General features: G+C 70.2%; 12 protein-coding genes and 1 pseudogene. 5 read left to right on the top strand and 8 right to left on the bottom strand.

From position 1 onward, the window contains the following. Positions 1 to 87: 87 nt before the first annotated feature. The 5 genes from iolD to iolC are packed head-to-tail and all read right to left on the bottom strand — an operon-like array spanning position 88 to position 6,377. The gene (gene iolD, locus VG296_RS08740) at positions 88 to 2,004 is read right to left on the bottom strand and encodes a 3D-(3,5/4)-trihydroxycyclohexane-1,2-dione acylhydrolase (decyclizing) (RefSeq protein ID WP_349259497.1); all 1,917 of its coding nucleotides are present in this window, start codon (positions 2,002 to 2,004) and stop codon (positions 88 to 90) included. Positions 2,005 to 2,015: 11 nt separating this feature from the next. Beyond that, the gene (gene iolB, locus VG296_RS08735; RefSeq protein WP_325564944.1) at positions 2,016 to 2,921 is read right to left on the bottom strand and encodes a 5-deoxy-glucuronate isomerase; all 906 of its coding nucleotides are present in this window, start codon (positions 2,919 to 2,921) and stop codon (positions 2,016 to 2,018) included. 17 nt (positions 2,922 to 2,938) lie between these two features. Further along, positions 2,939 to 4,462 carry a CoA-acylating methylmalonate-semialdehyde dehydrogenase gene (locus tag VG296_RS08730; RefSeq protein WP_325564942.1) on the bottom strand — a complete coding sequence of 508 codons (1,524 nt, stop codon included), beginning with the start codon at positions 4,460 to 4,462 and terminating at the stop codon, positions 2,939 to 2,941. Between the two features lie 12 nt (positions 4,463 to 4,474). Continuing rightward, entirely contained in the window at positions 4,475 to 5,395 is a 921-nt protein-coding gene (locus tag VG296_RS08725; protein WP_325564940.1) for a Cgl0159 family (beta/alpha)8-fold protein, read from the bottom strand. A gap of 1 nt (position 5,396) precedes the next feature. Continuing rightward, positions 5,397 to 6,377: a 5-dehydro-2-deoxygluconokinase gene (gene iolC / locus VG296_RS08720; RefSeq protein WP_325564938.1), complete on the bottom strand. Its 981-nt coding sequence runs from the start codon at positions 6,375 to 6,377 to the stop codon at positions 5,397 to 5,399. 244 nt (positions 6,378 to 6,621) lie between these two features. Here iolC and VG296_RS08715 point away from each other — a divergent pair, with 244 nt between their 5' ends. After that, positions 6,622 to 7,395, top strand: a complete 774-nt coding sequence (locus VG296_RS08715) for a GntR family transcriptional regulator (RefSeq protein ID WP_325564936.1) — start codon at positions 6,622 to 6,624, stop codon at positions 7,393 to 7,395. A gap of 53 nt (positions 7,396 to 7,448) precedes the next feature. Here the strand turns inward: VG296_RS08715 and VG296_RS08710 are convergent, their stop codons facing one another. Beyond that, the gene (locus VG296_RS08710) at positions 7,449 to 9,050 is read right to left on the bottom strand and encodes an amidohydrolase (protein ID WP_325564934.1); all 1,602 of its coding nucleotides are present in this window, start codon (positions 9,048 to 9,050) and stop codon (positions 7,449 to 7,451) included. Between the two features lie 126 nt (positions 9,051 to 9,176). On the opposite strand from VG296_RS08710, the gene VG296_RS08705 reads away from it, so the two are divergent. Further along, positions 9,177 to 10,142 carry an Lrp/AsnC family transcriptional regulator gene (locus VG296_RS08705; protein WP_325564932.1) on the top strand — a complete coding sequence of 322 codons (966 nt, stop codon included), beginning with the start codon at positions 9,177 to 9,179 and terminating at the stop codon, positions 10,140 to 10,142. A gap of 24 nt (positions 10,143 to 10,166) precedes the next feature. Here the strand turns inward: VG296_RS08705 and VG296_RS08700 are convergent, their stop codons facing one another. Beyond that, the gene (locus VG296_RS08700; protein ID WP_325564930.1) at positions 10,167 to 11,255 is read right to left on the bottom strand and encodes a hypothetical protein; all 1,089 of its coding nucleotides are present in this window, start codon (positions 11,253 to 11,255) and stop codon (positions 10,167 to 10,169) included. Positions 11,256 to 11,487: 232 nt separating this feature from the next. Between VG296_RS08700 and VG296_RS08695 the strand changes: the two genes are divergently transcribed. Continuing rightward, a complete protein-coding gene (locus VG296_RS08695; protein ID WP_325564928.1) occupies positions 11,488 to 12,240 on the top strand; it encodes a glucose 1-dehydrogenase in 753 nt (250 codons plus the stop codon). 64 nt (positions 12,241 to 12,304) lie between these two features. On the opposite strand, the gene VG296_RS08690 is transcribed toward VG296_RS08695, so the two are convergent. Further along, complete coding sequence (locus VG296_RS08690) at positions 12,305 to 13,201, bottom strand: LysR substrate-binding domain-containing protein (RefSeq protein WP_325564926.1); 897 nt, start codon at positions 13,199 to 13,201, stop codon at positions 12,305 to 12,307. A gap of 142 nt (positions 13,202 to 13,343) precedes the next feature. On the opposite strand from VG296_RS08690, the gene VG296_RS08685 reads away from it, so the two are divergent. Both VG296_RS08685 and VG296_RS32755 read left to right on the top strand, forming a co-directional pair. Further along, positions 13,344 to 13,865 carry an FAD-dependent oxidoreductase gene (locus VG296_RS08685; RefSeq protein WP_325564924.1) on the top strand — a complete coding sequence of 174 codons (522 nt, stop codon included), beginning with the start codon at positions 13,344 to 13,346 and terminating at the stop codon, positions 13,863 to 13,865. A 174-nt stretch (positions 13,866 to 14,039) separates the two neighbouring features. Beyond that, positions 14,040 to 14,312, top strand: a pseudogene (locus VG296_RS32755) (lectin); the annotation flags it as partial.

Here is a 14,312-nt window from a genome sequence, read left to right as displayed (position 1 = left end):
TCCTTACCTTTGGTCCTTGAAGCTTGAGTCCTTGAAGCCTTGAGCCCTTAAGTCCTTGAAGCCTTGATTCGTGCCGCGCGGCGCGGATCACCCCAGCAGGGGACGCTGCTTCTTGCGCTGCTCGACGTACTCGGCGCGCGCCTGCCGCGTGCTCTCCAGGTCGGAGACCTCGGCGACGGGCACGTCCCACCAGCCCTCGCCGTCCGGGGCGTAGGCGAAGGGGTCCGCGTTGATGTGGATCAACGTCGAACTCGAACTCGCCTTCGCGGCCTTGACGGCGGCGGAGAGCTGGTCGATCGCCAGCGAGCCTGGGCGGATCTCGATGACGTCGATGCCGTAGCTGCGGGCGTTGGCCGCGAGGTCCACGGCGGTCAGCAGCTCGCCGGACTCGAAGTTCCGCGCGCTCTTGTCGAGATACCGGTAGCGGGTGCCGAAGCGCTCCGAGCCGATGCTCTCCGAGAGGTGGCCGATGGAGGCGTAGCCCTCGTTCTGGATCAGCACGAGGATGATCTTGATGTCCTCGGCGACGGCGGTGGCCAGTTCGCTGTGCAGCATCAGGTACGAACCGTCGCCGACCATGATGATGACGTCGCGGTCGTCGCCGAGCGCTTCGAGGCCGCGCTTAGCGCCGATGCCGCCGGCGATCTCATAGCCCATGCAGGAGAACGCGTACTCGACGTGGTAGCCGAGCGGATCGCGCACGCGCCACAGCTTGTGCAGGTCGCCTGGCAGGCTGCCGGCGGCCTGCACGATGACGTCCTTCGGGTCGCTCGCGGCCTGGATCGCGCCGATGATCTCGGCCTGGCCGGGCAACTCGGCACCGGTGGGCGAGAGAGCGCCCTCCGCGACGGTGTCCCACGCGCGCTTCTCGACGGCGACGCGCGCGGCGTGCTCGGCGCTGACGTGGAAGCCGTCCAGCGCGGCGCGCAGTGCGTCCAGCGTCTCGCGGGCGTCGGCGATGACAGTGAGCTGAGAACCGTGCTTGTACGCGTCGAACGATGCGACGTTGATGTTCACGAACTTCACGTCAGGGTTCTGGAACGCCGAGCGGCTGGCGGTGGTGAAGTCGCTGTACCGCGTGCCGATGCCGATGACCACGTCCGCCTCGGCCGCGAGCCGGTTCGCGGCGGTGGTGCCGGTCGCGCCCACTCCCCCGAGATACTGCGGGTGGTCCCAGTTCAGCGCTCCGCCGCCGGCCTGGCTGGTGCCGACCGGGATGCCGGTGAGCTCGACCAGCCGGCGCAGCGACTCCTCCGCGCCGGAGTAGATCACGCCGCCGCCCGCGATGATGAACGGCTTCCGCGCGCCCCGGATCGCCGAGAGCGCGCTCTCCAGCGCCCACTTCTCGGGCAGCGGACGGCGGATGTGCCACTCGCGGTCCCGCAGGAACTCCACGGGCACGTCGATCGCCTCTGCCTGCACGTCCTCCGGCAGCGCGATCGTGACCGCGCCGGTCTCGGCCGGGTCGGTCAGCACCCGCATCGCGGCCAGCGCGATCGAGTACAGCTGCTCGGGACGTTGCACCCGGTCGAAGAACCTGGAGAGCGGACGGAACGCGTCGGTGACCTGAAGACCGGTGTCGTGCGGGATTTCGAGCTGCTGGAGTACGGGGTCCGCGACGCGCGTCGCGAAGGTGTCCGAGGGCAGCAGCAGCGCGGGCATCCGGTTCGCGGTCGCGAGCGCCGCGCCGGTGAGCATGTTCGCCGCGCCCGGGCCGACCGAGGCCGTGGCGGCGAGCGTCGCGCGGCGGCGGTGCATGCGGGCGAAGCCGACGGCCTGGTGCACCATGGCCTGCTCGTTGCGCGCCTGGTGGTACGGCAGCAGCGTCGGGTCGGTCACGTTGTACTGCTTGAGCGCCTGCCCGAGGCCGGCGACGTTGCCGTGGCCGAAGATGCCGAACATCCCCGGGATCGTCCGCTCCCGGACGTCGCCGTCGCCTGCCGGCGTGGAATCCACGGTGTACTGGTGGGCGAGGAACTCGACGAGCGCCTGACCTACCGTCATCCTGCGGGCCGTCACGAGCTCTCTCCTTCGCTAGCGGGCAGGTAGGGCAGGCGCGCGTCACGGTTCTGCTGCGCCCACTGGGAGCGGATCCACGCCTGCTTCGGGTCGTCGGAGACCAGCCAGACCCGCTCGGGATCCGGGCCGGCCATCACGTTGAGGTAGTAGAGGTCGTACTCCGGCGCGGCGGCGGCCGGGCCGTGGTAGCCGTAGGGAACGAGCGCGATGTCGCCGGTGCGCACGAGCGCGTTGGTGTCGATCTCGCCGGCGGACGAGGAGTACGTGGCGAAGCTGCCGAAGGCGTCGGCTCCTTCTGGAGCGTGCGAACCGCGCACGGGTGCCGCCTCGAAGTAGTAGATCTCTTCGAGCCGCGATTCGTGCCCGGCCACGTGCTCGTCGTGCTTGTGGGCCGGATGCGAGGACCAGTTCCCGCCGGGCGTGATCACCTCGCACACGATGAAGGCGGCCGCGTCGAGCGCGTCCGGGGTGCCGAAGTTGTGCACCTGGCGGGTGTCCCGGCCGGCTCCGCGAATCTCCACCGGCACCTCGGACTTCGCCAGGTACCGGCTCGGCTTGCGGACCGGGGTGACCGCCTCCGCGACCGCGACCCGGCCGACGCCGTGCACCGCGAGCGCCTGGCCCGCGCCGACGTAGACCACGTCGGTGGGCCCGTCGAAGGCGCTCGACCGGCCGTCCAGCTTGGTGGTCGCGCCCTCGTGGTCGACGCGGAAGGATCCGGACAGCGGTACCACGATCCGCTCGACGTCGCCGGCAGCCAGTTCCAGAGTGTCGCCGCCGCCGAGGGCCGCGACCCGGATGCCGGTGTGCCGCCAGCCGGGGATCGCGGCGTCCACCACCGATTCCCAGCCCGCGCGGGCGAGCGAGCCGCGCGGGTGGAACCACTCGTTGCGCACTGCCATCTCTTGTTCCTAGATCGCTAGTCGTTCTCGGGGAAGCCCAGGTTGATGCCGCCGTGGCTCGGGTCCAGCCACCGGCTGGTGATCGCCTTCAGCCGGGTGAAGAACTTCACGCCCTCGGCGCCGTGCGCCTTGGTGTCGCCGAACAGCGAGTCCCTCCACCCGCCGAAGCTGAAGGTGGCCACCGGCACCGGGATCGGCACGTTGATCCCGATCATTCCCACCTGTATGTCCTTCTGGAACCTGCGCGCGGCGCCGCCGTCGTTGGTGAAGATCGCGGTGCCGTTGCCGAAGGCCCCCGAGTTGATCAGCTCGACGCCGGCCTCGTACGACGGGACGCGCACGACGGACAGCACCGGGCCGAAGATCTCCTCGGTGTACACGCGGCTCGTGGTCGGCACGTTGTCGATCAGGCTCGGGCCGAGCCAGAAGCCGTTCGCGTCGCCGTCGGCCCGGACGTCGCGGCCGTCGACGACCACGGTGGCGCCGTCCTGCGCCGCGATGTCGATGTAGGAGGCGACCTTGTCGCGGTGCTGGCCGGTGACCAGCGGGCCCATGTCGCAGCCGCGGCGGCCGTCGCCGATACGCAGCGTCTTCATCTTGTCCACGATCCTGGAGACCAGTTCGTCGGCGACCGGTTCGACGGCGACGACGACGGAGATCGCCATGCAGCGCTCGCCCGCCGAGCCGAATCCGGCGTTGATCGCGGAGTCCGCGGTGAGGTCGAGGTCGGCGTCGGGCAGGACGAGCATGTGGTTCTTCGCGCCGCCGAGGGCCTGCACGCGCTTGCCGTGCCGGGTGCCGGTCTCGTATACGTACCGCGCGATCGGGGTGGAGCCGACGAAGGAGATCGCCTGCACGTCCGGGTGCTCCAGCAGCCCGTCCACGGCCTCCTTGTCGCCGTTGAGCACGGTGAACACCCCGTCCGGCAGGCCCGCGTCCTTCCAGAGCCCGGCCAGCCAGAGCGCCGCCGACGGGTCCTTCTCGCTCGGCTTGAGCACCACCGTGTTGCCGGCCGCGATCGCGATCGGGAAGAACCAGGCCGGCACCATCGCCGGGAAGTTGAACGGCGAGATGATGCCCACCACGCCGAGCGGCTGCCGGGTGGAGTACACGTCGATGCCGGTCGAGACCTGCTCGGAGAACTCGCCCTTGAGGTGGTGCGCGAGTCCCGTGGCGAACTCCACCACCTCCTGGCCTCGGCTGATCTCGCCGAGCGCGTCGGAGAGCACCTTGCCGTGCTCGCTGGTGATGATCTCCGCAAGCTCCCCCTTGCGGGCGTCGAGCAGTTCGCGGAACTTGAACACGACGGCCTGACGGCGTGCCAGGGAGAGATCGCTCCACCCCGGGAACGCGGCCTTCGCACTGGCGACGGCGGCGTCGATCTCGGCCTTGTCCGCGAGGGCGACGCGCTTGGTCTCCACGCCGAGGGCCGGGTCGTAGACCGGGGCGGTGCGGCCGCTGGTCGATGGATACTCGGCGCCGTCGATCCAGTGCGGGACGACCCAGTGCGGAGCAGCGGTCACTTCGTTCGTTGTTGTCACGGTGTTTGCCTTTCAGTTGCCGTGGACGAGCGAGGCGGCGATGTCGACCGCCTTGGCGACGTCGTCGTCCTGCGGGTAGAGCAGCGTGCGGCCGACGACGAGGCCGTGCACGCCGGGCAGCGCGAGCGCGGCGCCCCAGGATGCGTACGTCTCGTCCGGGTCGCCGTCGGTGTCGCCGCCGAGCAGCAGCGTGGGCAGGGTCGCGGCTTCCATGACCCGTTCCATGTCCGCGACCACCGGCAGCTTCAGCCAGCTGTACGCGGAGGACGCGCCGAGGCCGGAGGCGATGGCGACGGAGGTGATCACGGCCTCGGTCGACAGGTCGTTGACGACGCGTCGGTCGACCCACTCGCTCATGAAGGGTTCGAGCATGATCGGGAGCTTGGCGCGGGCCGCGGCGGTGACCGCGTGGGCCGTCGCCTCCAGCGTCGCCGCGGTGCCCGCGTCCTCGAGGTTCACCCGCAGCAGCAGCTTCGCGGCGTCCAGCCGGGATTCGACCATGGAGCCGACGTCGTACCCGGTGTAGCGGTCGTCCATCTCGAAGGCGGCGCCGCGCAGGCCGCCGCGGTTCATCGAGCCGACCGCGATCTTCCCGTGCAGCAGGCCGAGCAGCGCCAGGTCCTCGATGACGTCGGCCGTGGCGAGCACCCCGTCGACGCCGGGCCTGGACAGCGCGAGCGCCAGGCGGCGCAGCAGGTCGTAGCGGCCGGCCATCGCCATCGGGTCCCTGCGCACGCCGAGGGCGCCGCGGGCCGGGTGGTCGGCCGCGACGATGAACAGCCGCCCGTCGCCCCGCACCAGCGGCCGCCGGGTCCGTGCGGCGAGCGCGGCGGGGATCGACTCGGGGTCGCGGTGCCGCGCCCGGCGCAGCCGGGCGAACGCGTCGTCGCTGACGAGCGGGGCGACCCGGTCTGCGACGTCAGGGGTGTGCACGTCAGAGCTCCTTCATGATCTCTTCGACCTCCGCGGTGGTCGGCATGGCGGTCGAGCACTCGCGGCGGGTGGCGACGACGGCTCCGGCGACGTTCGCGAAGCGCAGGGCGCGTTCCAGCGGCCAGCCGCTGAGCAGCCCGTGGCACAGGGCCCCGCCGAAGCCGTCTCCGGCGCCGAGCCCGTTGACCACCTCGACGCGGTACGGCGGCACCTCGACGGTCTGCTCGCGGGTCTTGGCGAGCACGCCGCGCGGACCCCGCTTGACGACCGCGAGGTCCACGCCGCGGTCGAGCAGGGCGTCGGCCGCGCGGTGCGGCTCGCTCTCGCCGACCGCGATCCGGCACTCCTCGCTGTTGCCGACCGCGACAGTGACCTGGGAGAGCGCCTTCTCGACCTCGGCGGTGGCCGCCTCGGGCGAGGGCCAGAACATCGGCCGGTAGTCGAGGTCGAGGATGGTCAGCGGGGCGCGCGCCCTGGCCTCCCAGGCCGTGAGGTGCGTGGTGCGGCTCGGCTCGCGGGACAGCCCGGTCACCGTCGCCCAGAAGATGCGGGCGTCGCGGATCGCCGTGAGATCGAGGTCGTCGGTGGTGATGGCGAGGTCGGGGGCGAGCGGGTCCCGGTAGAAGTAGAGCGGGAAGTCGTCCGGCGGGAAGATCTCGCAGAACGTCACCGGGGTCTTGAGCTCCGGCACGGTCGCCACGAAGCGGCCGTCGACGCCGAGCCTGGCCAGTTCCCGGCGGGCGAAGCGGCCGAACGGGTCGTCCCCGGTGGCGGTGACGACCGCGCAGCGCCGTCCGTGCCGGGCCGCGGCGATCGCGACGTTCGTCGCGCTGCCGCCGAGGTACTTGCCGAAGGTCTCGGCGTCCTCCAGGCCGACGCTGTCCTGCAGCGGGTAGATGTCCACCCCGATCCGGCCGATCGTGATCAGGTCGAACGCCGCGTCGAGCACCGGCGACGGCGGGTCGGGGAGCTGTGTCGTCATGCCTTCGCCACTCCTTCGTCGACTCGGCCGGCCGGTGCGCGCGACGCCGCTGCGCCATTTGTTCTATCAAACTAACAATTTCGATCCAGGTCAAGAGTCCGCGCACTGTCCACGATCCGGGCTGTCCGGCCCGGCGCAAGTGCGCGGCGAAGAGTTTCTACCCCCGTCTTTCCCCGAAGCCGGTCAGGTTGTCATAATCTTGTGACAAGCATCGAGGCTTGTTCGGTCGAAGAAGGAGGTTGCGATGCCGGAGTCCGCCGCCGGCCCGGCGAAGACGCTGCCCGTGGAGCTGTTCATGGACATCGATCGCGCCAGCCCGGTTCCGCTGTACTTCCAGCTCGCGAGCCGGATCGAGCAGGCGATCAGCGACGGTTCGCTGCGTCCCGGCGCCCGGCTGGAGAACGAGATCGCGCTCGCGGACCGGCTCGGGCTTTCCCGCCCGACCGTGCGCAGAGCCATTCAGGAGCTCGTGGGCAAGGGCCTGCTGGTCCGCCGCCGCGGCCTCGGCACCCAGGTCGTGCAGCGGCCGCTGACCCGCAAGGTCGAGCTGACCAGCCTGTACGACGACCTGCAGCAGGGCAGTCGGCGGCCGACGACGCAGCTGCTGTCCCGCGCCGTCATCGGCGCCGACGAGCGCATCGCGGAAATACTCGCGGTCGCGCCCGACTCCCCGATCCTGCACATCCGCCGCCTGCGAGCCGCCGACGAGACGCCGCTGGCGATCCTGGAGAACTATCTCCCGGTCGAGTTCATCGACATCACAGAGGACGACCTCAGGGCGCGCGGCCTCTACCAGCTGCTGCGGGCGCGCGGAACGACGATGAGCGTGGCCAGGCAGCGGATCGGCGCCCGCTCGGCCACGCTCGAGGAAAGCAAACTATTAGAGATCAAGGCTAGAGGACCCCTGTTGACGATGGACCGCACCGCCTTCAGCAACAACGGGCGGGCCATCGAGTACGGGCACCACTGCTACCGGCCGGACCTCTACTCCTTCGAGACGACGCTCGTGAACAAGTAGCTGTCGTGAACAAGTAGTCGCAGACCCGGACGAGCAGCCCTGATTGAGCAGACTTAGACGAGCCGTCCGCCGATGACCGTGTGAGTGGGCATCAGGTCCCGCAGCACCTCACCCGAAGCCTGTGCCGGGTCCTGGTCCCAGATGGTCAGGTCCGCGAGCCGGCCCGGGGTGAGCGAGCCGCGCAGGTGCTCCTCGCCGGTCAGTCGGGCGGCGTTGACGGTGTGCAGCTTCACGGCCTCGTCGTAGCCGATCGCGTGCTCGGCGCCCTTGACGCCGATGACGGTCTGCCTGGTCGCCATCCCCCACACCGAGCGCATCGCGCCGAACTGCCCGACCGGGAAGTCCGATCCGGCGCTGACCTGCGCGCCGAGGTCGATCCAGGAGCGGGCGGGGAACAGGGCCGCGACCCGTTCCGGGCCCCAGAACGCCTCCTCGACCTCGGCCGTGTCGTGCAGCAGCGGCTGCTGGATCGTGACGGGGATGCCGAGCTTGACGGCGCGAACACGCTGCTCGGCTCCGGCCAGGCCGCCGTGCTCCATGACGAGCGCTCCGGCGGGCAGGCCGGGATTGTTCGCGAGGACCCGCTCGTAGACGTCGAGCAGGACGCGCACGGCACGGTCGCCGTAGGCGTGGGTGCCGACGCGCCAGCCGCGGCGGACGACGGCGCCGATCGCCTCGACCATGGCGTCGGGCTCCCAGATCAGCGTGCCGGAGTAGGCGTGGTCGCAGGCGTAGGGCTCCTCGGTGGCTCCGGCCTCGAGGCCTCCGTCCATGCCGAACTTCACGCCCCACACGCCCAGCCGCGGATCGGCGCTGTAGCGCAGGTCCTCCATGGCGTCGAGCAGGTCCTCGACCTCCGCCGCGCTGGACAGGCCGAGCGCCGAGATCAGTGCACGGACGCGGGTGGAGAGAGCGTTCTCATCGCGTGCGGCCCGCAGAATCGCATAGTCGTCCAGGGTCACGGCGCAGTCGCGAACGGTGCCGATGCCCGTCGCAGCGTACTGAGCGCTGGCGATGCGCAGCCCGTCGACGCGCTGCGCGCGATCCTGGCTCGGGACGAACCGCTCCACCAGACCGAGAGCATTGTCGATAAGTCGACCATTGAGACGACCGTCGGGGTCGCGGCCGATCGCGCCGCCGGGCGGGACCGGGGTGTCCTCGGTGATGCCCGCCAGGCGCAGCGCGTAGTTGTTGACGACGTCGTTGTGGCCGCCGCGCTTGACCAGCACCGGGTGTCGGTCGGTCGCCTGGTCGAGTTCGGCCGCGGTGGGCATGCGCCGCTCGGCGAGGTTCAGCTCCTGCCAGTTGGTCGTGGTGCGGATCCACCGGCCCTCGGGCGTGACGGCGGCCCGCTGCCGGATCAGGTCGAGGAACTCCGCGATGGTGTGCGCCTGGTGGACGGGGACGTCGTACGCGCTGTGCCCGGCGTAGATGAGATGCGTGTGGGTGTCGTCGAACGCGGGCAGCACCGTTGCGCCGGGCAGGTCGTGGACCGTGGTCCGCTCGCTCACCAGCTCGTCGAGGCCGTTCGGATCGGACGAGAGCGCGACGATGCGGTCGCCCCGCACGGCCAGCGCCCGCTGCGGACTCTGGCCAGGCACCCGCGTGTGCACCGCCGCCGCGCGGATCAGCAGATCGACACCGTGATCATTCATGATCTTCTCCCATCTCGGGCGAACACTCCGTCGCGAGCGCGACAGCACCCTTTTTACGACCGCTCGCCGATTGACGCACTCATTGCGGCGTTCAGTGCAGGAAATCTGTCAGGGAGGCCTTCTATCATGAAGATCATGGGACAGGAGCTCGATGAAACGGACCGGCGCATCGTCGCCGTCCTGCTCGCCGCCCCGCGCGCCTCCTGGCGGGAGGTCGCGCACTGCCTGGAGCTGTCGGAGCGCACTGTCACGCGCCGCGCCGCTCCCCTCTACGCGGACGGCACTCTGCGCGCCACGGCGGTCCGCAACCCGGCGCTGACCCCCGGCGTGTTCCCCCTCGCGCTGCGGATCAACTGCCGCCCGACCAAGATCCGGCAGGTCGCGAACGCTCTCACGCGCCGGGCCGACACCACGTGGGTCGACATCCTCGGGTCGGGCGACGAGATCTCAGCGATCTTCTTTCTGGACGGGACCGAGGCGCGTAACAACCTTCTGCTACGCGACCTGCCCGCCACCGACGCGGTGCGGTCGTGGACCGCGTACACCCTGCTGCGCGTGTTCACCAACGCGTTCCGGTGGACCGCCGGTCTGCTCTCCCCCGAGGAGTCCGCACGTCTGCCCGTCGTCCCACCGATCACCAGGCCCGAACCGGCCGCGATCGACGACGCCTTGATCAGAACCCTGGCCGAGGACGGTCGCGCCACCTACACCGAACTCGCCCAGCGCGCCGACACCACCCCGCTCACCGCCCGTCGGCGCCTCGACGCACTCGTCCGCGGCAAGGTCGTGCGCCTGGCCACCGAAGTGGATCTCGCGCTGCTCGGCATTCACGCAGAGGCCCTGCTCTGGATCACCGTGCAACCCGGCGCGCTCGAGGAGACCGCGCAGATTCTCGGCAACCACCCGCAGGTCCGGTTCGCCGCCGCGACCACCGGGTCCGCCAATCTGCTGATCGCCGTCGCCGCGACCGATCTCAATGCCCTGTACGGCTTCCTGACGACGGAGGTCGGCCCGCTCGGCCAGATCACCGGGGTGGAGATCACCCCGCTGCTCGCGACCGCCAAGCGGACCGGCCTTCCGCGCCGCAACTAACCAGAAGACCGACTAGCCGAGCGACTAGCCGCGGGGCAGCACCTCGGAAAGGACGCCGTTACCGGGCGAGTTGGTCCAGTCCGTCGAGACGAACGAGACCGAGTCCGCGGCCAGTTCGGCGACCCTGGCCTGCGCGTCGGAGAGCGAGGGAGCCGTGTCGGAGAGGGCCGGCGCGACGTTCTCCGCATCCGTGGCGATCACGAGATAGTGGTTCGCGTTGTACCACTCGGTGTTGCCGTCCGTGACGTACGCCGACGCGTCACCGTCGAAGACCACGAACCAGGGCTGGATCGCGGCCGGGTAGCGGGTGCGCGGGTCGCCGGTCTGGGCGCCGAGCACACTCGGGAAGATCTCCGCGTTCGCGACCGTGCCGGAGGACTCGAGGCCGGAGATATAGTCCGCGTACTCGGTGTCGGTCCACAGGTGGTCGAAGGGGTTGGCCATCTCGAAGGTGCCCGGGATCGCCTCGATGATCACCTTGCCCTGCAGCTGCTGCCGGGTCGGCCAGTTGTCCGCCTTCGCGGCCGCATCCAGGTTCGGGTACTGCGTCCCGTCCGACTTGGTCAGCAGGTTGACGGGCTTGTAGACGTAGTTGCCGATGTGCGCGTTGATGTACGAGTCGAGCTCGGCCGGGCCCATCCCGATCGTCGCGTCGAAGCCGGCCTTCAGCTCCAGCTTGACCATGATCGGGTTGGCGGTCGGGTGCACGCTCAGCCAGGAGGCGATGTCGCCGAGGCAGCTGTCGAGATCCTGGTTGACCCCGCCGGTGTACAGGGACGCGGCCGTGGGCGCGTAGTTGCAGTTGTTGGAGCTGCCGATCGGGTTCGAGTGGCTCACGTCCCACTGGTGCGTGAACGGGTTGACCCAGGCGTCGAGCTCGATGAGCGTGGCGCCGGAGTCGAGCGCGTCGGCAAGGTAGGGGTAGGACGAGCCGTCGTCGTAGGTGTTGTGGATGCCGACCGAGGTGGCCTGGTCCAGCTTCAGCGAGCCGGAGTCCAGAGCCTGGGCCGGAGCCGCGGCCACGCCGAGGCCGACGCCGGTGGCCAGGGCCGCGATCGCGACGGCCGCGCCGAGGGCCCGGAACCGGTTCCGGGCGTAGGCGTACAGACGCATTTTCTCTCCCGAGTGGGTGGGTGGAGCTGCGGTGGGTCCGCACTTGCACCGTAGCGCCGTCCGGTGAATCAGAGCCATGGTCCGGATGGACGCGATCGGAGCGGCTGGGCGCCGGTAGGTATCGCGAATGACCTCCATAAGCCTTCCTTAATGCCGAAGGGAAATCCCGGCGGGCGGATCCCGGTTCGACTGCACGCAGGACCGACATCGCTCCGCTGAAAGGAAACCCCCCATGACCTCCCTTTCCCTGACCGGCTCCGTGGCCCTGGTGACCGGCGCGACCAGCGGCATCGGCGCCGCGACCGCTGCCGCGTTGGCCGAGCAGGGGGCCCACGTGCTGGTGGCGGGCCGCAGCGCGGCGCGCGGCGAGGCCGTGGTGGCCTCGATCCGCGAGCGCGGCGGCAAGGCCGACTTCGTGGCCGCCGACCTGGGCGACGCGGCGTCGGTGCGGCAGCTCGCGCGGCGGGCCACCGAGCTCGGCGGCGGCCGCGTCGACATCCTCGTGAACAACGCGGGCGTCTTCCCGTTCAAGCCGACCGAAGAGGTCACCGAGGAGGAGTTCGACGCCGTCTACGACGTGAACGTGAAGGCGAAGTTCATTCTCGTCGGCGAGCTCGCCCCGGCCATGGCCGCGCGCGGCAAGGGCGCGATCGTCAACACCAGCACCATGGTGGCGTCGTACGGCATGTCCGGCATGTCGCTCTACGGGTCCAGCAAGGCCGCGGTCAACCTGCTCACCAAGGCGTGGGCCGCCGAGTACGGACCGCGTGGCGTGCGGGTGAACGCGATCGGCGTCGGCCCGACCCGCACCGAGGGCACCGCGGCGATGGGTGAGAATCTCGACGGCCTCGCCTCGCAGGCCCCGCTCGGCCGGCCCGCCGCGCCCGAGGAGATCGCCGCGGCCGTCGTGTATCTGGCGAGCGACGCGGCGAGCTTCGTGCAGGGCGTGGTCCTCCCGGTCGACGGCGGCCGTACCGCGGTCTGATCCGCGGCCACCTGACGCACTGTCAGCCGGACTGCCCCCGATGGGCTGTCCGGCTGACGGCATGTCAGCCCAGGTCCGGCCGGTCGAGGGCCGCGATCAGCCGTCCCAGGTCGCGCCGGCGCGAGTCCGCGGCCCACACCGCCCACGTTCGGCGCACCAACGGACCGCCGACCAGCGGCACCCACGAGACCCCGTCGATCGGGTGCGACCAGTTCGGCGGCGCGAGCGCGAAGGCCCGTCCGGCGCTGACCGCGGCCAGCTTCACCTCGGCGATCAGCCGCTGGCCCGCCGGCGCGTCCGTCCGCGGATCGAGCCCGTGACTGCGCAGGATCGCCGTGAGTTCGTCGAACCAGGCCGGGCTGTCCGAGCGTGGGAAGGCCAACCATTCCAGACCGCGCAAGGCGTCGAGCGGTACGCCGTCGGGCCCGGCCAGCTCATCCGCCACCGCGGCGGACAGCAGCACCCCCAACTCCTCGCGCGTCACCAGCATCGCGTCGAGTTGCTCGCCGCCCGGGCGTTCGCGCAGCAGGCCGACCTCGAGTTCCCCGGCGTTCAGGGCGGCGATCTGCTGAGACGTCGACAGATGCAGCGCCTGCACCTTCGTGTCGGGGCACGCCTCGGCCAGTTCCGCCAGGGCCGGCTGGAGCACGTCGAATGGGAACTCGAGCGGGATTCCCAGTCGCAGCACTCCCGCGCCGTCCCCGGTCAGCCGGGCCATCGCCCGCTCCGCCTGCCGGTATCGGGCGAGTACCGCCTGCGCCTCCGCGAACAGCGTCAGACCCGCCTCCGTCGGCCGCGTTCCCGTGCTGCCGCGGTCGAGCAGCTTGAGCCGCAACTCCCGTTCGAGCCCGTTGATCGTCTGGGACAGCGCCGGCTGGCTCATGTGCAGCCGCCGGGCCGCGGCGGACAGGCCGCCCTCCTCGACCACCGCGACGAAGGCCGAAAGTTCCCGCAGCTCCATGCCCTCATCTCACCACACGGCGGGTCATAGGTCGCGCTTATGGCGGCTCTAGCCCAAGGGTGGAAGTGCGCCGTTCCGTGGCGGCGTTGGGCACCCATAGCGTGCGACGGAGCGGACGCCGCACCTCGTCTTGGGAGATCGCATGAATTCCACGCAGGAGACGCAGAACGCGCAGAACGCGAATGGCACGCAGGATGCGCAGGACACGCTCCGCGCCGACGTGCTGGTGATCGGCTTCGGCAAGGGCGGCAAGACGGCGGCCGCGGCGCTCGGTCGGCTGGGCAGGCGCGTGGTGCTCGTGGAGCAGTCGGAGCGGATGTACGGCGGCACCTGCCCGAACGTGGGCTGCGTGCCGTCCAAGGGCCTGGTCCACCACTCCCGCAAGCGCCGCGAGGACGACGACCCGCAGGAGTTCTACCGGGACGCGGTGCAGAAGGTGCAGCAGGTACGCGAGTTCATGCGCGCCGGGAACTACGACGGGCTCAACAGCCTCGAGACGGTCAGCGTGGTCACCGGCCGCGCGGTGTTCACGGACCCGCACACCGTCGCGGTCACGACGGACGTGGGCGACCGGCTCACGGTCTCCGCCGAGACGCACCCCAGCTCGACGGAGGCGTTCAACGAGCTTCCCACCGTAATCGTGCACGAAGACGACGAGAACTGACGCGCTAAGCCTCAAGAGTTTCTTGCAAGTTCCGGAACTTCGATTTGCATGCCCTTCAACTCGCATTTTCGCGTGAGGCCGTTGTTTTGGCGAACTTTTGACTAACGGTGGACGCGTCGGGCTTGCTAGCTTGACCGCTACCAGGCACGGCACGCATACCCACGCGAGGTACTTATGCCTATATCCCGCAGAACACTGCTAGGTTCAGCGCTCGCCGGAACGACCCTCGCCGCGGTCGGCGGGACGGAGGTGGTCTCGGCACTCACCTCCAGCGCCAGCGCTGCCTCACCGGCCGGGGATGTGGTCGGTAAGATCACGGTCGGTTATCAGGGTTGGTTCGCGTGTATCGGTGACGGGGCGCCGATCAACGCGTGGTGGCACTGGAGCCAGAACGAGTCGCAGGCGCCGTCGCCGAGCAACCAGAACCTCAAGGCCTGGCCCGACATG

The organism is Actinospica sp., from assembly GCF_035552695.1.
Taxonomy (GTDB): Bacteria; Actinomycetota; Actinomycetes; order Streptomycetales; family Catenulisporaceae; genus Actinospica.
The sequence above is the reverse complement of the archived record's forward strand: the minus strand, read 5'-3'. Positions and strand labels throughout refer to the sequence as shown.

Bases quoted from the DNA above. Each gene is read 5' to 3' on its own strand.
- iolD (WP_349259497.1), bottom strand. From the start codon at position 2,004: ATGACGGTAGGTCAGGCGCTCGTCGAGTTCCTCGCCCACCAGTACACC.
- iolB (WP_325564944.1), bottom strand. From the start codon at position 2,921: ATGGCAGTGCGCAACGAGTGGTTCCACCCGCGCGGCTCGCTCGCCCGC.
- iolC (WP_325564938.1), bottom strand. From the start codon at position 6,377: ATGACGACACAGCTCCCCGACCCGCCGTCGCCGGTGCTCGACGCGGCG.
- VG296_RS08715 (WP_325564936.1), top strand. From the start codon at position 6,622: ATGCCGGAGTCCGCCGCCGGCCCGGCGAAGACGCTGCCCGTGGAGCTG.
- VG296_RS08710 (WP_325564934.1), bottom strand. From the start codon at position 9,050: ATGAATGATCACGGTGTCGATCTGCTGATCCGCGCGGCGGCGGTGCAC.
- VG296_RS08705 (WP_325564932.1), top strand. From the start codon at position 9,177: ATGAAGATCATGGGACAGGAGCTCGATGAAACGGACCGGCGCATCGTC.
- VG296_RS08700 (WP_325564930.1), bottom strand. From the start codon at position 11,255: ATGCGTCTGTACGCCTACGCCCGGAACCGGTTCCGGGCCCTCGGCGCG.
- VG296_RS08695 (WP_325564928.1), top strand. From the start codon at position 11,488: ATGACCTCCCTTTCCCTGACCGGCTCCGTGGCCCTGGTGACCGGCGCG.
- VG296_RS08690 (WP_325564926.1), bottom strand. From the start codon at position 13,201: ATGGAGCTGCGGGAACTTTCGGCCTTCGTCGCGGTGGTCGAGGAGGGC.
- VG296_RS08685 (WP_325564924.1), top strand. From the start codon at position 13,344: ATGAATTCCACGCAGGAGACGCAGAACGCGCAGAACGCGAATGGCACG.